We start from the raw sequence: 19,953 nt of genomic DNA on the forward strand, positions 1-19,953 counted from the left end.
GACGCGCGGCAGCACCTCAGCGCCGACGCGCCCCGAGAAAGACCCCGGGACCGGCGGGGCGTGCGGTTCCTGACCCCGTACGCACTCCGCCGGTTCCGGCTCCGGCGGATCCCGCACATCCCCACGGTGTGCGGGACCCGCCGTTACGCGCTGACGCCGCCCGCCGCGCTCATGTCTCCGGCAGTACGGTCGCCACGATCCGCTCCACGAGCCCCTCCGGCACATCGACCCCGGGCAGCACGCCGTCCAGGACGTCCGGCAGCGTCAGGTGCTCAAGGATCAGCCCGAGCATCGCGAGGTAGAGCACGGTGACGGTCTCGTCGCCGCCGGGCAGTCCGGCGGTGCGGTGGAACTCGATGCCTTCCTCCAGATCGGCGCGCACCGACCGCGTGTAGGAGGCGCGCAGTTCGGGGCGGCGCGTGGCCTCCAGGCGCAGCTCCAGCAGCGCCAGATAGCCCGTGCGGTCGCGGGTCGCGCGCCCCATCAGGTCGTGCATGAAGGCGGTGACCAGCGAGCGGTCCCTCGGCCGGGTCATCAGTTCGGCGATCACCGCGGGGTCCGGTGCGAGCCGTACGTGCACACGGGCGTCGATCTGGCGGAGCAGTTCGTCGCGCCCGCTGAAGTAGTTGGAGGCGGTGCCCACCGGCACCCCGGCCGCCGCGTCCACCGCGCGGAAGGTCAGCCCCCGCGCTCCCTCACGGGCGAGCACCTCGACCCCGGCGTCGACGAGCGCGGCCCGGCGCTCAGGGTTGCTGGCCATGCGGAATTCCCTCTCCCACTTTCCCGGTCCCGGAAATTTGGCTTGCGACCACTACAGTCGAAGTACTACAACTGGAGTCGTTGCAGCGACGGCCGACAGCCTACGAAAAGAGACCGGCTTGCGAAAGCTCACCTACTTCATCGCCTGTTCCATCGACGGCTTCATCGGGGACCCGGACGGCGACGCGTCGGCCATGCTCCCCTTCGTGGACGCGGAGTACTTCGAGTTCCTCAAGGCGGAATACCCGGAGACCATGCCCACCCACGGCAGGCGCCCGCTCGGCATCGACGACCTGCCGAACAAGCGCTTCGACACGATCATCCAGGGCCGCGCCAGCTACGACCTGGCGCTGAAGGAAGGCGTCACCAGCCCGTACGCCCATATGCGCCAGTACGTCGCCTCGCGCACCCTGGCCGAGTCGCCCGACCCCGAGGTCGAGATCATCGCCGAGGATCTGGTCGGCAGGGTCCGCGAGCTGAAGGCCGAGGACAGCGCGTTCGACGTGTACCTCTGCGGCGGATCCCGGCTCGCGGGCGAGCTGATCGACGAGATCGACGAACTCGTCATCAAGTCGTACCCGATCGTGCTGGGCAGCGGCATGCCGATGTTCGGCTCCGGCTTCGCGGTCGGCGAGTTCACGCTGGGGTCGGTGCGCACGTTCGGCAACGGCGCCGTCGTGAGGACGTACAGCAGGAAGCGCTGAGCCGCCGTCCGCCCTACGCTTGGGGGCATGGACAGCACAGAACATGTCTGTCCCGAATGCGGACAGCCCGTCGATACGGTGATCCGGCGCCACAAGACGCTGGGCGCGTGGGTTCCGGTGTGGGTGGCAGGACCGTGCCGGAACCCCAAGTGCGAGGCGTACGCCGCGGAAGGTGCCCTGCCCGAGCACAAGCTGCCGGCGACGCCCGCCCCCACGAAGAAGACCGAAACCGAAACCGTGGCGAAGAAGTCCTGAGAAAAGAACTCCGACCGCGTGTCGAGAATCCCCGGCCGGCTCCGACGTCCCCTGTGAGAGCCGCCCACGCCGGGCGGCCGATCAGAGGGAGACGACGATGAAGTACCTGGTCATGGTGCAGGGCACGCAGGCGGACTACGAGGCGATGCGGGGCAACGCCTCCGCGCACTCCCCGGCCTGGAAGGAGCAGGACCTGCAGGCCATGTACGCGTACATGAGCGCGATCAACGACGACCTCGCCGAGACCGGTGAACTCGTCGACGGACAGGGGCTGGCCGAGCCCGCCAAGACCCGGCTCGTCGGACTGGACGCCGACGGCAAGCCGGTGATCACCGACGGCCCGTACGGCGAGACCAAGGAACTGCTGGCCGGCTACTGGGTCCTGGACTGCGCGAGCCTGGAGCGGGTCACGGAGATCGCCGAGCGGGTGGCCCGCTGCCCGCAGCCCGCGGGCGCCCCGGAGTACCCGGTGGTGATCCGGCCCATCATGGAAGGCGCCGGCGACATCGGCTGAGCGGCACCGATGCACCGCACCGACGAGGTCGAGGACCTGCTGCGCCGCCACGCGCCGCAGGTCCTCGGCGCGCTGGTGCGCCGGTACGGCCATTTCGACGCCGCCGAGGACGCCGTACAGGAGGCCCTGCTCGCGGCGGCCGGGCAGTGGCCCTCGGCCGGGGTTCCGGACAATCCGCGGGGCTGGCTGATCAAGGTCGCCGCGCGGCGGCTGACCGACACGCTGCGCAGTGAGGCGGCGCGGCGGCAACGGGAGGAGCGAGCGGCGGCGCTCACCCCGCGCGACGCGTTCACAGCGCCGCCGCCCGGCCCGGACCGGGCGCCGCGCGAGGACGACACCCTCACGCTCCTCTTCCTGTGCTGCCACCCCGACCTGACCCCGCCCGCCCAGATCGCCCTCACCCTGCGCGCGGTCGGCGGCCTGACGACGGCGGAGATCGCCCGCGCCCACCTGGTGCCCGAGCCGACGATGGCCCAGAGGATCAGCCGGGCCAAGCAGAAAGTGCGGGGCGTGCGCTTCGGCCGCCCGGACAACTGGGCGGAGCGGCTGCCCGCTGTCCTGCACACCCTCTACCTGATCTTCAACGAGGGCTACACGGCCACCTCCGGCGCCGCCCTCCAGCGCCGCGAACTGGCCGGTGAGGCGATCCGGCTCACCCGTGCGGTGCACCGGCTGCTCCCCGACGACGGCGAGGTGGCCGGTCTGCTGGCCCTGATGCTGCTCACCGACGCCCGCCGCGAGGCGCGCACGGGGCCGCACGGGGAGCTGATCCCGCTCGACGAGCAGGACCGGGCCCGCTGGGACAAGGCGGCGATCGAGGAGGGCGTCGCCCTGGTCACCCGGGCGCTATCCGGGGGCCGCCCGGGCCCGTACCAGCTGCGTGCCGCCATCGCCGCCGTGCACGACGAGGCCCCGTCGGCCCGGGCGGCCGACTGGCGGGAGATCCTCGGCCTGTACGACATCCTCGTCCGCCTGGTGCCCGGCCCCGTCGAGCGCCTCAACCGTGCCGTCGCCGTCGCCATGGTCCACGGCCCGCACGCCGGCCTCGCCGAACTGGACGCGCTGGAGGGCGAGCTGAGCGGCGGCCACCGTCTGGACGCGGTGCGGGGGCATCTGCTGGAGCGGACCGGGGAGTACGAGGCGGCCCGCGCCGCCTACGAGTCGGCGGCCGGAAAGACACTGAGCCTGCCGGAGCAGCGGTACCTGCAGGCGCGGGCGGCGCGGCTGAGGCGTTAGCGTGACCCCAAGTGCCGGGATTGCGGGGAGGGTTGCGTGACGACGGAGGCCGGGGGCGGGCGGCGTAGGGCATGGCGGTGGGCCGTGCTGGTGTGGGCCGTGACCGTGGCCATCGGGGGCGGGCTGACGCTGTGGTTGCAGGAGCCGGCCGAGCCGCCGGGGCCGTACCGCTGGGAGGAGGCGACGCCGTCGCCGATGCTTCACCAGGACAGCGCATGTTCCCCGCCGACGCCCCTGCCCACCGAAGACGGCATCTTCGCCTACGCCTGCATCGTCACGAACGACTAGGCAGCCCGCCCGTCTCCGGGTCCCGGCCGGTCAGGCAGTAGGTGCCGCCCGCCGGGTCGCGCATCACCGTCCAGTGCGTGCCGGCGGCGACGAACGTGGCCCCGAGTCGCTCGTGTTCGGCGCGGGTCGCTGCGATGTCGGCGCAGGCCAGGTCGAGGTGGGCGGAGAGCGGCTGATCCGTGCCGAGACGCTGGAGCAGCACCCGCACCGGCAGTCCGGCGGGCGGCGAGACAACATGAAACTCCGGGAGAGAGCCCGGCACGGACGCCCAGCCGACCAGCACCTCACTCCAGAACGCGACCTCGGCGTCGTACGAGGAAGGCGGGACGTCGACGCACACCTGATCGAGCCGGCTGCCGCGCACGACGGGCGGCCGCACCGACTCCCCGTGCCAAGGCACGGCACAGAACAGCTGGCCCGCGGGCGACCGCAGTACGGCCCACCCCTCGTGCTCGGCGACCATCCCGGCCCCCGCCCGCACCGCCGCTGCGGCGAACTCCCCTACGTCGTCGACGGCGAAGTCCAGATGCGCGCCGCCGGGCCCGGAGTCGACCCCCTGCACCTTCACACACGCGTCCGTCCCCTCGACGGGCAGCAGGGTGATGAACTCACCCCGGCGTGCGGAGAGCCGGGTGTCCGTGACGGCGGTCCAGAACTCCTCGGTGGCAGAGAGGACTTCGGTGGGGCGGTCGATGAAGGCGTACGTCCAGTGGATCGTCATGGCGGTGATCGTAGGCGGCGAGCCGAAGCCACAAGGAGCCCGAACACCGAAGGGACCCGACCGGCAGTCCGGTCGGGCCCCTTCACCTGCCCCTGACAGACGGTGATGCACCAACCGCCGGCCATGTACGAGGCGTCAGGCCTTCTTGGTCTCCCAGAAGATCTTGTCGATCTGGGCGATGTAGTCCAGAGCCTTCTGGCCGGTGGCCGGGTCGGTGGACGCCTTGGCGGCCGAGAGGGCCTTCAGGGTGTCGTTGACCAGCTGGTGCAGCTCCGGGTACTTCTCGAAGTGCGGGGGCTTGAAGTAGTCGCTCCAGAGCACCGAGACGTGGTGCTTGGCCAGCTCGGCGCGCTGCTCCTTGATGGTGGTGGCACGAGCCTGGAAGTGCGGGTCGTCGTTGCCGGCCATCTTTTCCTGGATGGCCTTCACCGACTCCGCCTCGATGCGGGCCTGGGCCGGGTCGTACACACCGCAGGGCAGGTCGCAGTGCGCGCTGACCTTGACCTTGGGGGCAAACAGGCGGGAAAGCATGAAGCATTCCTTCCTCGTGATCGTCTTCTCAGGGGGGACATTACTCCCTGAGCGACTGGATTTCGCGAGTGCCCCCATGGGCTTAGGACAAAAGTCCGGGGTGAGACTGAGACTGGTGGAGGATCGAACCGGGGAGGTGCCGGGGATGCCGGAGCTGTCGCAGGAGACCGAGCGCGAAAGGGGCGTCCCGCCCTTCGGACTGGCCGAGGTGACCGGGCCGTCCATGGTGCCGACGCTGTACCACGGGGACCGGCTCCTGCTGCGCTACGGCGGTCGTGTCAGGCCGGGGGACGTCGTCGTCCTGCGTCATCCCTTCCAGCAGGACCTGCTCGTCGTCAAGCGGGTGGCGGAGCGCCGCGAGGGCGGCTGGTGGGTGCTCGGCGACAACGCGTACGCCGGCGGGGACAGCACCGACTACGGGGTCGTACCCGACGAGCTGATCCTGGGTCGGGTCCGGTTCCGCTACCGGCCGCGTCGGCCCGATCAGCGCTCGCCGCTGGCGCTGCTGCGCTGGGCGCTGTCGGCGGCCAGGCCCGTCTTCTCCGACCGGTCGGCCTCCAGGCGTTTGCGGGCCCGGTAGGCGGCCACGTTGGCGCGGGTGGCGCAGCGGTCGGAGCAGTAGCGCCGGGAGCGGTTGGTGGATGTGTCGAGGTAGGCGTTGCGGCACGGGGCCGCCTCGCACAGGCCCAGGCGGTCCACGCCGTACTCCGTGAGGTGGAAGGCGAGGCCCATCGCCGCGATGGCCGCGTAGCCCGCGGTCGCGTTCGACGGGTGGTCGGCGAGGTGCATGTGCCACAGGGGGCGGCCGTCGTCGTCGCGGAAGTCGTGGCCGGAGATCTGCGGGCTCACCGGGAACTCCAGCAGCAGCGAGTTCAGCAGGTCCACGGCCAGGGTCTCGTCGCCGCCGTCGGCCGCCTCGAAGACTGCGCGCAGCCGGGCCCGGACCGAGCGGAACCGCGTCACGTCCGCGTCGGTGGCGCGGCGGGCCGCCGACTGGTTGCCGCCGAAGAGCTCCCGGACGGCCTCGACCGAGGTCAGCGAGTCCTTGCCCCGGGCCGGCTCCTCGCTGTTGACGAGTCGTACGGCGTAGTCCGAGTAATAGGCCAGTTCCACTTGTAGTCCTTACGGATGGGCTCTATGGTCGTGTCTGCGGTCGCGTAACAGCCGATCGTGCTTCCAGGGTATTACGCAGGTGAGTCAAGAGGGGGTTTTCCATGACCACGAGCATCGGCACCGACTGGAACGCCTGGCAGGAGAGCTGGGACCGGCAGCAGGAGTGGTACATGCCGGACCGCGAGGAGCGCTTCCGGGTCATGCTGGACTTGGTCGAGGCCTTCGCCGGCACCGCGCCGCGGGTGCTGGACCTCGCCTGTGGCACCGGCACCATCACCGCCCGTCTGCTCGCCCGCTTCCCCGACGCCACCAGCACCGGCATCGACCTGGACCCCGCCCTGCTCACCATCGCCCGCGGCACGTTCGACGGCGACGACCGCGTCACCCTCGTCGAGGCCGACCTGAAGGACCCCGACTGGCCCACACGGCTGCCCTACGACACGTACGACGCCGTCCTGACCGCCACGGCCCTGCACTGGTTCCACGCCGAACCCCTTCAGGCGCTGTACGGCCGGATCGCCGGGCTCGTCCGGCACGGTGGCGTGTTCATGAACGCCGACCACATGATCGACGACACCACGCCCCGCATCAACGCCGCCGAGCGCACCCTGCGGCACGCGCGGATGGACCGGGCGCAGAAGGACGGTGCCCTCGACTGGGCCGACTGGTGGCAGCTCGCCGCCAAGGACCCCGTCCTCGCCGAGCCCACCGCCCGCCGCTTCGAGATCTACGGCGACCATGCGGACGGCGAGATGCCGTCGGCGGCGTGGCACGCGCGCGTGCTGCGGGAGCAGGGGTTCGCGGAGGCGCGGCCGGTGTGGTGCTCGCCGTCCGACGCCTTGGTGCTCGCGCTCAAGTAGCGGGGCATGGAGAAGGGGGCGGTACGGGTTCTCCGTACCGCCCCCTTTTCAGAGGCGGTACGGAAAGTCCGTAGCGCCCCCTTGCTCAGCGCAGCGTCACAGCACCTTCGACAGGAACGCCTGCGTCCGCTCGTGCTGCGGGTCGGTCAGGACGTCCCTCGGGTTGCCGGACTCGACCACCACGCCGCCGTCCATGAAGACCAGGCTGTCGCCGACCTCGCGGGCGAAGCCCATCTCATGGGTGACGACGATCATCGTCATGCCGGACTCGGCGAGGTCGCGCATGACGTCGAGGACGTCACCGACCAGCTCCGGGTCGAGGGCCGACGTCGGCTCGTCGAACAGCATCAGCTTCGGGTCCATCGCCAGGGCCCGGGCGATCGCGACGCGCTGCTGCTGGCCGCCGGAGAGCTGCGAGGGGTAGTTCCCGGCTTTGTCGGCGAGGCCGACGCGCTCCAGGAGCTGCATCGCCCGCTCCCTGGCCTGGGCCCTGCTGGTGCCCTTGACCTGGATGGGCGCCTCGATGACGTTCTCCAGCGCCGTCATGTGCGGGAACAGGTTGAAGCGCTGGAAGACCATGCCGATGTCCCGGCGCTTCAGCGCGACCTCGCTGTCCTTCAGCTCGTACAGCTTGTCGCCCTTCTGGCGGTAGCCGACCAGCTCGCCGTCGACGTACAGCCGCCCGGCGTTGATCTTCTCCAGGTGGTTGATGCACCGCAGGAAGGTCGACTTGCCGGAGCCGGAGGGGCCGATCAGGCAGAAGACCTCGCCGGTCTTCACCTCCAGGTCGATGCCCTTGAGGACCTCGACATGGCCGAAGGACTTGTGGACGCCCTCCGCCTTGACCATGGGGACGGTGGTGTGCTTCACGGTCTTCTCGGTCTCTTCGGACTTCTCGACCTTCTCGACCTTTTCGACGTTCTCGCTCTTCTCGGTCATGCCATGCCTCCCTTCGGGCGGCCGAGGGACAACATGTTGGCCTTGATCTTCTGGAACGGCGTCGGCGGCAGCGAGCGGCTCGAACCGCGGGCGTAGTACCTCTCAAGGTAGTACTGGCCGACGCTGAAGACCGAGGTCAGCAGCAGGTACCAGGCGGCGGCGAGGAACAGCATCTCGGCCGGGGCGCCGGAGGTCTGGCCGATGTCCTGGGCCACGCGGAACAGCTCGGAGTACTGGACCACGGACACCAGCGAGGTCGTCTTCAGCATGTTGATGACCTCGTTGCCCGTCGGCGGCACGATCACGCGCATCGCCTGCGGGATCACGATCCGGCGCAACGTCTTGGCGTGGCTCATGCCCAGCGCGTGCGCCGCCTCGGTCTGGCCCTCGTCGACCGCGAGCAGACCGGCGCGGCAGATCTCGGCCATGTACGCGGCCTCGTTGAGCCCCAGGCCGAGGAGCACGGTCAGGAACGGGGTCATGAAGTCGGACCACTCGTCCCGGTAGATCGGCCCGAGGTTGATGTACTCGAAGACCAGGCCCAGGTTGAACCAGACGATGAGCTGGACCAGCACCGGTGTGCCGCGGAAGAACCAGATGTAGAACCACGCGATCGACGAGGTCACCGGGTTCTTCGACAGGCGCATCACCGCCAGCAGGATGCCGCCGACGATACCGATCAGCATGGACAGCACGGTCAGGAGCAGCGTGTTGCCCACACCGCCGAGGATGCGGTCGTTGAAGAAGTAGTCCGGGATCGCCCCCCAGTTGATCCTGCCCTGGGAGAACGCGTAGATGACGCCGCCCAGCAGGGCGAGCGCGACGACGGCGGAGACGTACCGCCCGTAGTGCCGGACCGGGATGGCCTTGATGGCCTCCGGTCCGGCCGGGGGCGTGTCGGCCGGACCCGTCGTCTTGTCGATGTCAACAGTCACGGGTGTTGCCTTTCAGTGCCGCTGGTCGCTGACCGCGCGGTCACTTGCCGCCGTTGATGACGGCCTTGTCGACGGCGCCGTCCTCGACGCCCCACTTCTTTATGATCTTGTCGTACTCGCCGTTGGCGATGATCGCATCCAGGGCGGCCTGGAGGGCGTCCCGCAGCTGCGTGTTGTTCTTGGCCACCGCGATGCCGTACGGAGCGGCCTCGACCTGCTCGCCGACCAGCTGGAAGTCGTTGCCGCCGCCGGAGGTCTTCACGGCGTACGCGGCGACCGGGAAGTCGGAGGAACCGGCGTCGGCGCCGCCCGCGCGCAGGCGGGTCTGGGCCTGCTGGTCGTTGTCGAAGGCCTCGATGCTCAGCTTCTTGTTCTTCGGGCACTTCGCGGCCTCGGCCTTGGCGAGGTCCTCGGAGACCGTGCCGCGCTGCAGCACGATCTTCTTGCCGCACAGGTCGGACCAGGTCTTGATGCCCTGGTCGTCGCCCTTCTTGGTGTAGATGGAGACACCGGCCGTGAAGTAGTCCACGAAGTCGACGCCCTCACCGACCTTCTTGCCGGTGTCGGAGTCGATGCCCTCCTGGCGGTCCTTGGTGTCGGTCATCGCCGACATGGCGATGTCGTAGCGCTTGGAGCGCAGACCGGTGATGAGGGTGTCGAAGGTGCCGTTCTCGAACTGGAACGTCACGCCGAGCTGCTTGCCCATGGCCGCGGCGAGGTCCGGGTCGATGCCGACCGTCTTGCCGGAGCTGTCCTTGAACTCGACCGGCGCGTACGCGATGTCCGAGCCGACCTTGATGACGCCCTTGTCGCGGATCTCCTTGGGCAGCTTGTCGGCCAGCGGGGCCGCGACCGGCGTGGCGGTGTCCGCGTTGCCCGAGCCGCTCTCCGTCTGGTCACCGCAGCCGGTGAGAAGCAGGGCGCCTGCGACCGCGATCGCACCGACCGCGGCTAGCCGGGAACGCGCGGCGGTCGTACGACGGGTGGAGCTTGCGGTCATTGTGGGTTCCTCCGGCGGATGGGTGAAGTGCCGATGGGCGGCAGTTGCCGACGGGTCGACGAGAACACACAGCTTCGGGTGTCGCGACCTCGTGTGATTACGGGCATCTTGCCATTCGGACTGGAGCATTCAGGTGACCCGCCATGTCAAAATCGGATAACGGGTGACCCCCGAACCAGACCACTCCGGTACATCACGACCGGACCTTCTACGGGAATGTGCGGTTCCGGCCGCAAGATCTTCGGCGCGTCTCAGGATGTGGATGTACGGAAGTCGTTGTTTGGCGGCTATTGCGTCCTTGTCAAGAGTTTGCCGGGCTCTTGTCCCCATATTCAGGCATGAGTCATGTCACCGGCATGTGATCTTCCCGTTATGGACTCGTCGGCGACGCCCATCGTCCGGTAAGAAGGTTCTTTACACCCCTCATCCGGGGCTCAGGGCGCGTGTGCGGCGCGCCCGTCGCGTATGTGCCCGTACGCATCACTCACTGGGCCGTACGCGGTGCCCGCCCACTCCTCACCAGGAGTGGAACCCACCCTCAAACCATGAACACTTAAGGGGTCAGACAAAGTGGCAGCGGAGATCGTCAATCCTCGCAGCGACAGCAGTACGGAGCAGGAGGGAGGGGCCGAGCCCCTCGATTCCTTCGATCCGGCGTTCGCGCTGCACCGCGGCGGCAAGATGGCTGTGCAGGCCACCGTGCCGGTCCGTGACAAGGACGACCTGTCCCTGGCGTACACGCCCGGCGTCGCGAAGGTGTGCACCGCGATCGCCGAGCAGCCGGAACTCGTCCACGACTACACGTGGAAATCGTCCGTCGTCGCCGTCGTGACCGACGGTACGGCGGTGCTCGGACTCGGGGACATCGGGCCCGAGGCCTCCCTCCCGGTGATGGAGGGCAAGGCGATCCTGTTCAAGCAGTTCGGCGGGGTGGACGCGGTGCCGATCGCGCTCGCCTGCACGGACGTGGACGAGATCGTGGAGACCGTGGTCCGCCTCGCGCCCTCCTTCGGCGGGGTGAACCTGGAGGACATCTCGGCGCCGCGGTGCTTCGAGATCGAGCGCAAGCTCCAGGAGCGGCTGGACATCCCGGTCTTCCACGACGACCAGCACGGCACGGCGGTCGTGACGCTGGCGGCCCTGCGGAACGCCGCGCGGCTGACCGGGAAGACGCTCGGCGATCTGCGGGCGGTCATCTCGGGCGCGGGCGCGGCCGGGGTCGCGATCGCGAAGATGCTGGTCGAGGCCGGGATCGGGGACGTCGCGGTCGCCGACCGCAAGGGTGTCGTCTCCGCCGACCGGGAGGACCTGACGCCGGTCAAGCGGGAGCTCGCCGGGTTCACCAACAAGGCCGGGCTGTCCGGGTCGCTGGAGGCGGCTCTGGAGGGAGCGGACGTCTTCATCGGCGTCTCCGGCGGTACGGTGCCGGAGGCGGCCGTCGCCTCCATGGCCGAGGGCGCGTTCGTGTTCGCGATGGCCAACCCGAATCCTGAGGTGCACCCCGATGTGGCGCACAAGTACGCGGCGGTCGTCGCGACGGGGCGGTCGGACTTCCCGAACCAGATCAACAATGTGCTGGCGTTTCCGGGGATCTTCGCGGGGGCGCTGCAGGTGCGGGCGTCGCGGATCACCGAGGGCATGAAGATCGCGGCGGCGGAGGCGTTGGCGGGTGTCGTCGGGGACGACCTTGCCGCGGACTACGTTATTCCGTCGCCGTTCGATGAGCGGGTGGCGCCTGCGGTGACTGCGGCTGTTGCGGCGGCGGCGCGGGCTGAGGGGGTTGCTCGCCGCTGACGCCTGTTTTGGGTGGCCCCGTCCGGTTTGGGCGGGGCCATTGCTTTGCCCACCCGCCCGTCCGTTCGGGTGGTTTGGGGGGTGGGCGTCGCAGGTGGGGGTGGGGCGGTGTTGGCGGGTGCGGGTTTGGGGGTGTGGTGGGTGCGTGGGTGGTGGGGGCTGTGGTTCGGTGCGGGTTGTCGTGGGCTGGTCGCGCAGTTCCCCGCGCCCCTGGGGGGTTGCAGTTGCCGTGTCCTTGTGGCAAGAGGGTGTGTCTCACAGGCTTCCGGCGTTCCGTTGGTGGCTGCTGGAATCTATCGTCGGCTGCATGTTCGCTGTCTACGCCGCCCGCATCGATCGTGACCAGCCGTTGAGTGGCCTGGAGTTGGGGGAGCGTCCCGCCCCCGAGGCCAGGGCCGGCTGGAGTGTCGTCGACGTCAAGGCCGCCTCCCTCAACCACCACGACCTCTGGTCCCTGCGCGGCGTGGGCCTCGCAGAGGACAAGCTGCCGATGATCCTCGGCTGTGACGCCGCCGGCGTCGACGAGGACGGCAACGAGGTCGTCCTGCACTCGGTCATCGGCCAGACGGGGCACGGGGTCGGGCCGGAGGAACCCCGTTCCATCCTCACCGAGCGCTACCAGGGGACGTTCGCCGACCAGGTCGCCGTACCGACCTGGAACATTCTGCCCAAGCCGAAGGAACTCTCCTTCGCGGAGGCCGCCTGCCTGCCGACCGCCTGGCTGACGGCGTACCGCATGCTCTTCACCAACGCCGGGGTGCGCCCCGGCGACTCGGTGCTCGTGCAGGGCGCCGGGGGCGGTGTCGCCACGGCCGCGATCGTGCTCGGCAAGGCCGCCGGGCTGCGTGTCTTCGCCACCAGCCGGGACGAGGCCAAGCGCAAGCGCGCCCTGGAGCTGGGGGCCGTGGAGGCGGTGGAGTCCGGGGCGCGGCTGCCGCAGCGCGTCGACGCCGTCATCGAGACCGTCGGCGCCGCGACCTGGTCGCACTCGGTGAAGTCGCTGCGGCCCGGCGGCACGCTGGTCATCTCCGGCGCCACGAGCGGTGACCGGCCGTCCCATGCCGAACTGACCCGGATCTTCTTCCTGGAGCTGAAGGTCGTCGGTTCGACGATGGGCACGAAGGACGAACTGGAGGACCTGCTGTCCTTCTGCGCCGCCACCGGCGTACGTCCCGTCATCGACGAGGTGCTGCCGATGGACCGGGCCCGGGAGGGCTTCGAACGGCTGGAGTCGGGCGAGCAGTTCGGGAAGATCGTGCTCAGTAACGGCTGACGGTTTGTGGTGGTCTCGTCGGAGGCCTGTATTGCGGCCGGTCCGGTTTCGGATCGGCCGCTTTTGGTCTGCCTGCGCGGCTCCTCATCCTGTCAACTGGGGTTGACGGGAGGCGCTCTGTCAATCTAGGTTGACGTCATGACCGAAGCTACCGAACTCGCCGAGCGGGCCGGTGACCGCGATCCACGGGTCGGGCTGCGTGCCGTCGCCGCGTTGCGGCGGCTGCTGGAGCAGTTGGAGGCCGTGCAGGTGCGCAGTGCGCGCAATCAGGGCTGGTCGTGGCAGGAGATCGCCGCGGAACTCGGTGTGAGCAGGCAGGCCGTGCACAAGAAGTACGGGAGGCGATGATGTTCGAACGGTTTACGAAGGATGCCCGGGCGGTGGTGAAGGGCGCCGTCGAGCAGTGCGAGGAGGCGGGGGCGCAGACCGTCGACGCGGAGCATCTGCTGCTCGCGCTGCTCGACCATGGGGCCGGCCGGGGTTCGTTCGCGCTGGCCGCGCTCGGGCTGGCCGAGCGGCGGGAGTCGGTGGCGCGGGCGCTGGACGAGGCCCGGCGGCGAGCGGGGCTGTCACAGGCCGAGGCCGACGCGCTGGCCGGGCTGGGGATCGACGTCTCGGAGATCGTGTCCCGGGTGGAGGAGGCGCACGGTGTGGGTGCGATGGCCGGTGACCGGAAGGACAATGGGTGGTGGGGCGGGCACCGTTCCTTCAGTCGGGGTGCCAAGGACGTACTGGAGAAGTCGCTGCGCATCGCCGTCGCCCGCCGCGAACGGTCCATCGGCGACGAACACCTCCTCCTCGCCCTGACCGCCCGCCCGGGCGTCCCCGCGGAAGTACTCGCCGACCACGGCGTGACGTACGAGTCGGTGACGCGTGTACTGGGCGGCGGGGGAGAGGTGAAGGCGGGCTGAGGCGGGGACTGGTGGTGCCGGGCCCACCACCGAGCCCGCCAAGCCGCACCCTGCGGAAGAGGTTGCCGCCCTCGGCTCAACCCCGCTTCCCGGACGCGGGGTTGCCGCACCTACCCCTTCGGCGCCCGCAGCAACGCCCCGATGTGCGCCGCCGCCGTCGACAGATGGCGGCGGGCGTCCCGGAGTTGGTCCTGCGTCACCCCGTGGTCGCGGGCCGCGTCGCGGATGTCGTCGCGGAAGCGGTCGAGGAGGCGGTCCAGGTCGCGGGCCGGGTCGCCGGTGGAGGTGTCTTCGTGGGACCAGGCCGGCTCGTAGTCGGCCGGGAAGTCCTCCGGGGTTGTCGAGTGCTCCGGTGCCGGGGTCGGCCCGGCCGCTCCGCCTCGGCCGAAACCGAAGTCCTTGCCGAAGTCCCTGCCGTAGTCCTTTCCGAACTCGCCGAACTCCTTGGCGAGTTCCGTCAGGCCCTCGCGCAGCCCCGTAGGCCAGTCGCCTCGCGCGAAGTGGTCCTGCACCTGCTCCTGAACCCGCTGGGCGATGCGCTGCATCTGCTCCTGTGCCTGCGCCCGGGCCCGGTCCTGTGCCTCCTTGGCCTGGCGCCGCGCCCGCTGGGCCTCCTCGCGGGCCCGACGGCTCTCGTCCTTGGCGCGCCGGGCCTGTTCCTTCCACTCCTGCTTGGCCCGCCGCATCTCCTCCTTCGCGGCACGCCAGGCCTCCTTGTCGGTGTACTCGGTGAAGTCCCCGGTGTCGCCGTTGACGGCGCCGCCCTTGCGGGCCTCACTCATCGCCGCCCGCATCTCGCGCCGCAGATCGCCCGCGGCGCCTCGCACATCGGCGCGGATCTCGGCGGCCAGCTCCGCCACAGACTCGCGGATCTCCAGCTCCAGGTCGGCCAGTTCACCGCTGCGGTCGGCCAACTCGGCGCGGCCGGCGTCCGTGATGGCGTACACCTTGCGGCCGCCCTCGGTGGTGTGGGTGACCAGGCCCTCGGCCTCCAGCTTGGCCAGGCGGGGGTAGACGGTGCCGGCCGAGGGCGCGTACAGCCCCTGGAAGCGTTCCTCCAGGAGGCGGATCACCTCGTAGCCGTGTCGCGGGGCCTCGTCGAGCAGCTTCAGCAGGTAGAGGCGGAGGCGGCCGTGAGCGAAGACGGGGGGCATGTCAGAGCACCTTCTTGTCGGTCGTGCCATCGGCCGGGGCGCTGGTCGGCGTCGTACCCTCGCCCGGGCCGGAATCCGAATTGTCCCCCGAGGCATCGCGCGGTTCGTCCGCCGGGTCGGCCCACGGTCCGTCGTCCTCCACGGGCGGGCGGCGCAGCAGGGCGATCGAGCCGGAGACGGTCGTGGCCTTCAGCCGGCCGTTGCCCGCGCCGAGGCGGCCGGTGATGCGCTTGGCGCCCCACTGGCCGGTGACGCGGAGATCCTCGAACGCGTTGGAGACGGCCCCGCTCGCCGTGTTGGCCTCCACCTCCGCGTCCGCCGGATGCGGCAGCCGGATGGCGATCTCGCCCGAGACGCTGGTCAGGCTGACGTCGGTGGGCCTCGCGGTCGGGTCGAGGTCGACGATCATCGAGCCGCTGACCGAGTCGGCCTTGACGGCGGAGCCCGCGCCCTCGACCACGGTCAGGTCGCCCGAGACGGAGTTGAAGCGCAGGTCGCCGCTGAGGGCCTGGGCCTCCACGCTCCCGGAGACGGTGTCCGCGCGGACCGGTCCCACGAGCCCGACGAGTGTGGTGTCCCCGGAGACGCCCTTGACCTCCGTGCCCCCCTCGATCCCGGAGACCACGGCGGCGGCGCTGACGACGCCCACCTCCACGCGCGTACGCACCGGAACGGCCAGCGACACCTCGGCACTGCGGCGCCAGCCCTTGCGGTCGAGCCACTTGAGGAAGCCCTTCCAGGGAAGGTCCTCGTACGCCACCGTGAGCGTGCCGCCCTCCTGGGTGACGAGCAGGGGCGGTCCCTCGATCTCGCCGACCTGCAGGCGGGCGGAACCTTCGTCGGTGCCCACCACGTTCACCGTGCCATTGACGATGCGTACATGCAGCTCGCTCACGGGCTCGTCGAAGGTGAGCTTGCTCGGCTCGGCGACGGACCATTCGGACATGATGGGGACCTCCTCGACACGCCATATCGCGTCTTACGTGATTCACGATATATCGTGGCCGCGGGAAGTCAAGACACTCTTTTCGGTGGCCGGCGCCCCAGTGGTCGGCACCCGACGACGACACACACAGACGACGACGCACAAAGGGCGCCCGAAGGCGCCCTCGACCGCACACCCGGGCGCCGACACGCGCCCGGCGTGGCCCTACTCCTCGTCCTCGTCGTCCAACCGCGCCAGCCATGTCGCCAGCCGCTCCACCGGCACCTCGAAATCCGGGTTCAGATCGACGAACGTGCGCAGTTGCTCGGCGAGCCACTCGAAGGTGACCTCCTCCTCGCCGCGCCGCTTCTCCAGCTCTTCGATGCCTCGGTCGGTGAAGTACATGCCTTCAGAATATGCGCCACTTGGCGCGTTAGCGGCCTCCCCCGGGAGGCGTACGGAAGGCTAGCCTCGTCACGGTTTCAAGTGTGAACCGGCTGTGGCCGGTTGGACGGAACGCGAGTTCGACGGGGGAGCGGCATGAGTCACATTCAGGACATCGAACTGCCCAACGGCATGGTCGTCACCGCCCGGATCGGGAGCGCGGACGCCTACGGAGACCAGGAGGACGTCGGCTTCACCGAGGCCGCGCGGGCCAAGGTCGAGCAGCTTCAGGAACTGATCAGCGGCGTGGGCAGCACGGTGCTCGACGCCGCCCGTGCCGCCAGACCCACCGAGGCCGCCATCACCTTCGGAGTGGAGCTGACCGCCAAAGAGGGCCTGGCCGTCGCCGTCCTCGCCCGGGGAGAGGCCAAGGCCTCGCTCCAGGTGACCCTGACCTGGCAGCTCGACCGGCAGGCCGACCCCCGGCCGGGATCCACCGGCGTATGACCGAGCCCAACGAACGCCTGCACGCCCTGGCCAAGGCCGCCACCGTGCACCTGCTCCCGGCCGACGGGGAGGACAAGCCCCTGTGGGGCAGCGGCTTCTTCGTGGCCCCGGGCTGGGTGCTCACCGCGGCCCATGTGCTGCGCCAGCACCTGAGGGCGGACCGGGAGCTGACCTTCCGGGTGCGGGGCGAGGGTGTCGACGCCGAGGCGCGGCTGGCGGAGTGGCTCCTCACCGACCCCGACCGGCCCGTCGTACCCCTGGACGAGGACATGGCCTTGGTGCGCCTGCTGGGTGAGGCCGAGGAGTATCCGCACGAGTGTGTGTGGCTCGCCGACCGGGCGGTACGGCACTCCGGTCCCGTCAAGGTGTACGGCTACTATCCCGAGCCGCCGCACACCCACGCCCGGGCCGTGGACGCCGACATCAACGGCCAGGAGGACGGGTACGGGCTGATCATCAAGCCCGACATCGACTTTCCGGCCGGGGTCTCGGGCGGCCCGCTGCTCGACCCGGTCACCGGGGCCGTCGTGGGACTGGTGAAGTCGCGGCGGAAGCAGCAGGACGGCGGGAAGGCGGTCGCGATCGCGGCGATGCGCCGGTTCGGCGAGACGTACCGCGCCGTCATCGCCGCGCACGACCGGTGGCACGGCACGGAGCCGGTCTCCGAGAGCGGCGACAACTGGATCGAACAGCAGGCCGGTCCCGCGGCCGACGGCGGTGCCGGGTGGACGCCGGCGGACCGGCGGGAGGCGCTGAACCTGCTGGCCGCGCTGCCCGCGCCACCCGACGCGCCCACCGTCGAGATCCTCGCGACGCGGGCCCGCAGCGGCAGCAAGTGGCCGAGCCCGACGCCCGACCTGCGGACCTGGCGCGACGGCTACGGGCTGCTCTACGAGGGCGCGCACCCGCTCGGTCCGCTCACCTTCCTGCGTTACCTCAAGTTCGTCGAGGCCTACGCACGCTCCCGGGGCGAGGCGTGCCCCGCGCTCGGCGCCTGGATCGAGCGGCGGCTGCGCCGGGACCCGCGCCGTGAGATGCATGCCTTCGTCCGTGACGTACGGCTCCCGGACGAGTTGCGTCCCGCCCCGGCGGAGCGGACCGGCCGCATCGTGATCCCGTATCCCGGCCCCGGCGAGGGTCCCACGGTGGCGGTGCTCCTCGACCCGGTGATCGGCTCGCAGCCCACCCGCTTCTTCTGGCAGATCTGGCTCGACGGCGGCGACGGCACGAGTGAGCCGGAGCTGTACCAGACCGACGACTCCGTCCACGGCAGGCTCCCCGGGGAACTGATCCAGGCGCTGCGCAGACCGCTGGGCGACCTGCTGCGGGCCAAGGACCGCCAGGACCGGCCGGTGCCGCTCGAAGTGGCCCTGCCCGCCGAGTACTTCGACACCGCGGTGCACCGCTGGCGCTTCGACGACATCGCCCAGCTCGACGACGCGGGACACCTCGGCGCACGCCGTCGGGTGGTGCTGCGCTCCCTCGCGCGCCGGGGAGATCCGGACAAACTGTGGGCCGACCGCTGGCAGGCCATGACCGCACAGCGGCGCTTCGTCGGCTGGCGCACCCCGCAGCGCGGTGTCGTGACCACCGGCCGCGGCTACCGGGACGCGGCCTTCGACCGCATCCCCGTGATGTGCCGCCCGGCCGGCCGTGGTCCGGGGCGGACGGCGATGAAGCTCGCGCTGGAGAACGGGCACGGCGTCGCCCTGTGGCACATCGAGGGGCACGTCACCCGCACCTGCGCCGACGACTGCGACACCCTCTACGCCAAGGCGCAGGAACTGCTCGGCACCCTCGACTCGCTGGCCGAACTCCCGGACCGGCTGCGGCAGCTGCGGCAGGACATCAGCGAGCGGCGTGCCGACCACAGCTGGGCCGAACCGCTGGCGCTGCTGTACGACGACCCGCGGCGGCCCCTCCCCGCGGAGGAGACCGAGACCCTGGACGCGCCGCTGTGAGCACCCCGCGCGCCCGGCGCCACCGGCCGAAGAGCACCCGTGGCGGCTGGCCGAAAAGATCTGTGCCGCAGGCCGGAGATGGGTACATTTCCAGGGGCCCGTTGTGGGCGCGCAACGCCCCCGTCGGCCAGGACGTGGACCACCACCGACCGTCGACGAGGAGCGCAGCATGAGCGAGTGGTTCGTCTACCAGGGCAGTGGGCGTCCGGATCCGGCCAGGATCGACCGGCTGCCCGACCCGCCGCCGTGGCGCGCCTTCGACGCCCCGGTCGTGCCGTACGACGTCCCGGTCCTCGGCTCCGCCACCCGGCGCAGGCTCGGCACCGGCACCGCTCCGCTGCCGATCCAGGACCCGGACACCCTCGAACTCGTCAACGCCGCCCTGTATCTGAGGCGCCCGCTGCTCGTGACCGGCGAACCGGGCGTCGGCAAGTCGACGCTCGCGCACTCCGTCGCCTACGAACTCGGACTGGGCCGGGTGCTGGAGTGGCCCATCGTGTCCCGCAGTGAACTGCGGGACGGCCTCTACACGTACGACGCCATCGGCCGGCTGCAGGACGCCCAGCTCAGGCGGGCGGCCGAGGCACGCACGCCGGCGTCCGGACCGGAGTCCGAGGACATCGGCCGGTACATCAAGCTCGGCCCGCTCGGCACCGCGCTGCTCGCCGCCGAGCGGCCCCGCGTGCTGCTCATCGACGAGCTGGACAAGAGCGACATCGACCTGCCGAACGACCTGCTGAACGTCCTGGAGGAGGGCAGGTTCGCGATCCCCGAGCTGGAGCGGATCGCCGACCGGACGCCGGTGGTGCGGGTGCTCACCGACGACGGACGCAAGGTCGAGGTGACGGAGGGACAGGTGCGCTGCCGCGCGTTCCCGTTCGTCGTGATGACCAGCAACCGGGAGCGCGAGTTCCCCGCCCCGCTGCTGCGCCGCTGTATCCCGCTGGACCTCAAGGCGCCCCGCGACGAACGCCTCGCCGCGCTGGTCCAGGCGCACTTCGGCCAGGACGCCTACGAGGCCAACCACGACATCGTCGACCACTTCACGGAGGCCGAGACGGACGGCGCGCTGCGCCCCACCGACCAGCTCCTCAACGCCATCTTCCTGGCACGCCGCCCGGGACGCGGCACGGCGCGAGGAGATCTCCGAGCTGCTGATGCAGCCCCTGGACCGCGGGCCCAGGTAGCC

At 70.5% G+C, this 19,953-nt stretch carries 23 protein-coding genes and 1 pseudogene; 14 read left to right on the forward strand and 10 right to left on the reverse strand.

Going from position 1 to position 19,953, the window contains the following annotated elements:
• Nucleotides 1-169: 169 nt before the first annotated feature.
• Nucleotides 170-760 (reverse strand): TetR/AcrR family transcriptional regulator, encoded by a 591-nt coding sequence (locus SSP24_RS25495; RefSeq protein WP_141312029.1) that lies wholly within the window; start codon nucleotides 758-760, stop codon nucleotides 170-172.
• 118 nt (nucleotides 761-878) lie between these two features.
• Here SSP24_RS25495 and SSP24_RS25500 point away from each other — a divergent pair, with 118 nt between their 5' ends.
• The 5 genes from SSP24_RS25500 (at nucleotide 879) to SSP24_RS25520 (ending at nucleotide 3,756) form a co-directional block, all read left to right on the forward strand.
• On the forward strand, nucleotides 879-1,463 hold the full coding sequence (locus SSP24_RS25500; RefSeq protein WP_141312030.1) for a dihydrofolate reductase family protein: 585 nt from the start codon (nucleotides 879-881) through the stop codon (nucleotides 1,461-1,463).
• Nucleotides 1,464-1,490: 27 nt separating this feature from the next.
• Complete coding sequence (locus tag SSP24_RS44285; protein WP_141312031.1) at nucleotides 1,491-1,718, forward strand: hypothetical protein; 228 nt, start codon at nucleotides 1,491-1,493, stop codon at nucleotides 1,716-1,718.
• A 97-nt stretch (nucleotides 1,719-1,815) separates the two neighbouring features.
• On the forward strand, nucleotides 1,816-2,232 hold the full coding sequence (locus SSP24_RS25510; RefSeq protein WP_141312032.1) for a YciI family protein: 417 nt from the start codon (nucleotides 1,816-1,818) through the stop codon (nucleotides 2,230-2,232).
• Between the two features lie 9 nt (nucleotides 2,233-2,241).
• The gene (locus SSP24_RS25515) at nucleotides 2,242-3,468 is read left to right on the forward strand and encodes an RNA polymerase sigma factor (protein ID WP_141312033.1); all 1,227 of its coding nucleotides are present in this window, start codon (nucleotides 2,242-2,244) and stop codon (nucleotides 3,466-3,468) included.
• Between the two features lie 36 nt (nucleotides 3,469-3,504).
• Nucleotides 3,505-3,756 (forward strand): hypothetical protein, encoded by a 252-nt coding sequence (locus SSP24_RS25520; protein ID WP_229865186.1) that lies wholly within the window; start codon nucleotides 3,505-3,507, stop codon nucleotides 3,754-3,756.
• Here the strand turns inward: SSP24_RS25520 and SSP24_RS25525 are convergent.
• Entirely contained in the window at nucleotides 3,743-4,477 is a 735-nt protein-coding gene (locus SSP24_RS25525; RefSeq protein ID WP_141312034.1) for a VOC family protein, read from the reverse strand. The genes SSP24_RS25520 and SSP24_RS25525 overlap by 14 nt on opposite strands.
• 135 nt (nucleotides 4,478-4,612) lie before the next feature.
• Entirely contained in the window at nucleotides 4,613-5,008 is a 396-nt protein-coding gene (sodN, locus tag SSP24_RS25530; protein WP_141312035.1) for a superoxide dismutase, Ni, read from the reverse strand.
• Nucleotides 5,009-5,153: 145 nt separating this feature from the next.
• Between sodN and sodX the strand changes: the two genes are divergently transcribed.
• A complete protein-coding gene (gene sodX / locus SSP24_RS25535; RefSeq protein ID WP_141312062.1) occupies nucleotides 5,154-5,588 on the forward strand; it encodes a nickel-type superoxide dismutase maturation protease in 435 nt (144 codons plus the stop codon).
• On the opposite strand, the gene SSP24_RS25540 is transcribed toward sodX, so the two are convergent.
• Nucleotides 5,492-6,121, reverse strand: a complete 630-nt coding sequence (locus tag SSP24_RS25540; protein WP_141312036.1) for a CGNR zinc finger domain-containing protein — start codon at nucleotides 6,119-6,121, stop codon at nucleotides 5,492-5,494. The genes sodX and SSP24_RS25540 overlap by 97 nt on opposite strands.
• A gap of 101 nt (nucleotides 6,122-6,222) precedes the next feature.
• On the opposite strand from SSP24_RS25540, the gene SSP24_RS25545 reads away from it, so the two are divergent.
• The gene (locus SSP24_RS25545; protein ID WP_141312037.1) at nucleotides 6,223-6,981 is read left to right on the forward strand and encodes a class I SAM-dependent methyltransferase; all 759 of its coding nucleotides are present in this window, start codon (nucleotides 6,223-6,225) and stop codon (nucleotides 6,979-6,981) included.
• A gap of 96 nt (nucleotides 6,982-7,077) precedes the next feature.
• Here the strand turns inward: SSP24_RS25545 and SSP24_RS25550 are convergent, their stop codons facing one another.
• From SSP24_RS25550 to SSP24_RS25560, 3 genes are all read right to left on the reverse strand, one after another.
• Nucleotides 7,078-7,830, reverse strand: coding sequence for an amino acid ABC transporter ATP-binding protein (locus SSP24_RS25550; RefSeq protein WP_141312063.1), 753 nt, complete (start codon nucleotides 7,828-7,830; stop codon nucleotides 7,078-7,080).
• Nucleotides 7,831-7,916: 86 nt separating this feature from the next.
• Nucleotides 7,917-8,855, reverse strand: a complete 939-nt coding sequence (locus tag SSP24_RS25555; RefSeq protein WP_141312038.1) for an amino acid ABC transporter permease — start codon at nucleotides 8,853-8,855, stop codon at nucleotides 7,917-7,919.
• A 40-nt stretch (nucleotides 8,856-8,895) separates the two neighbouring features.
• Complete coding sequence (locus tag SSP24_RS25560; protein WP_141312039.1) at nucleotides 8,896-9,855, reverse strand: ABC transporter substrate-binding protein; 960 nt, start codon at nucleotides 9,853-9,855, stop codon at nucleotides 8,896-8,898.
• Nucleotides 9,856-10,425: 570 nt separating this feature from the next.
• On the opposite strand from SSP24_RS25560, the gene SSP24_RS25570 reads away from it, so the two are divergent.
• The 4 genes from SSP24_RS25570 (at nucleotide 10,426) to SSP24_RS25585 (ending at nucleotide 13,833) form a co-directional block, all read left to right on the forward strand.
• On the forward strand, nucleotides 10,426-11,649 hold the full coding sequence (locus SSP24_RS25570; protein WP_141312040.1) for an NAD(P)-dependent malic enzyme: 1,224 nt from the start codon (nucleotides 10,426-10,428) through the stop codon (nucleotides 11,647-11,649).
• Between the two features lie 307 nt (nucleotides 11,650-11,956).
• Complete coding sequence (locus tag SSP24_RS25575; RefSeq protein ID WP_141312041.1) at nucleotides 11,957-12,922, forward strand: zinc-binding dehydrogenase; 966 nt, start codon at nucleotides 11,957-11,959, stop codon at nucleotides 12,920-12,922.
• Between the two features lie 138 nt (nucleotides 12,923-13,060).
• Complete coding sequence (locus SSP24_RS25580; protein WP_129802197.1) at nucleotides 13,061-13,270, forward strand: helix-turn-helix domain-containing protein; 210 nt, start codon at nucleotides 13,061-13,063, stop codon at nucleotides 13,268-13,270.
• Complete coding sequence (locus tag SSP24_RS25585; RefSeq protein ID WP_141312064.1) at nucleotides 13,270-13,833, forward strand: Clp protease N-terminal domain-containing protein; 564 nt, start codon at nucleotides 13,270-13,272, stop codon at nucleotides 13,831-13,833. The genes SSP24_RS25580 and SSP24_RS25585 overlap by 1 nt, the downstream gene beginning before the upstream one ends.
• Nucleotides 13,834-13,943: 110 nt before the next feature.
• Here the strand turns inward: SSP24_RS25585 and SSP24_RS25590 are convergent, their stop codons facing one another.
• The 3 genes from SSP24_RS25590 to SSP24_RS25600 form a co-directional block, all read right to left on the reverse strand.
• A complete protein-coding gene (locus SSP24_RS25590) occupies nucleotides 13,944-14,987 on the reverse strand; it encodes a PadR family transcriptional regulator (protein WP_141312042.1) in 1,044 nt (347 codons plus the stop codon).
• 1 nt (nucleotide 14,988) lies between these two features.
• The gene (locus SSP24_RS25595; protein WP_141312043.1) at nucleotides 14,989-15,933 is read right to left on the reverse strand and encodes a DUF4097 family beta strand repeat-containing protein; all 945 of its coding nucleotides are present in this window, start codon (nucleotides 15,931-15,933) and stop codon (nucleotides 14,989-14,991) included.
• 204 nt (nucleotides 15,934-16,137) lie between these two features.
• Complete coding sequence (locus SSP24_RS25600; protein WP_023586593.1) at nucleotides 16,138-16,317, reverse strand: DUF6104 family protein; 180 nt, start codon at nucleotides 16,315-16,317, stop codon at nucleotides 16,138-16,140.
• Between the two features lie 135 nt (nucleotides 16,318-16,452).
• Between SSP24_RS25600 and SSP24_RS25605 the strand changes: the two genes are divergently transcribed.
• The 3 genes and pseudogenes from SSP24_RS25605 (at nucleotide 16,453) to SSP24_RS25615 (ending at nucleotide 19,951) form a co-directional block, all read left to right on the forward strand.
• Nucleotides 16,453-16,803 carry a CU044_2847 family protein gene (locus tag SSP24_RS25605; RefSeq protein ID WP_141312044.1) on the forward strand — a complete coding sequence of 117 codons (351 nt, stop codon included), beginning with the start codon at nucleotides 16,453-16,455 and terminating at the stop codon, nucleotides 16,801-16,803.
• The gene (locus SSP24_RS25610; RefSeq protein WP_141312045.1) at nucleotides 16,800-18,764 is read left to right on the forward strand and encodes a VMAP-C domain-containing protein; all 1,965 of its coding nucleotides are present in this window, start codon (nucleotides 16,800-16,802) and stop codon (nucleotides 18,762-18,764) included. Before SSP24_RS25605 ends, SSP24_RS25610 begins: the two co-directional genes overlap by 4 nt.
• 169 nt (nucleotides 18,765-18,933) lie before the next feature.
• Nucleotides 18,934-19,951: pseudogene (locus tag SSP24_RS25615) on the forward strand (AAA family ATPase).
• Nucleotides 19,952-19,953 lie beyond the last annotated feature (2 nt).

It is taken from the genome of Streptomyces spinoverrucosus, assembly GCF_006539505.1.
In the GTDB taxonomy this organism is placed as follows: Bacteria; Actinomycetota; Actinomycetes; order Streptomycetales; family Streptomycetaceae; genus Streptomyces; species Streptomyces spinoverrucosus.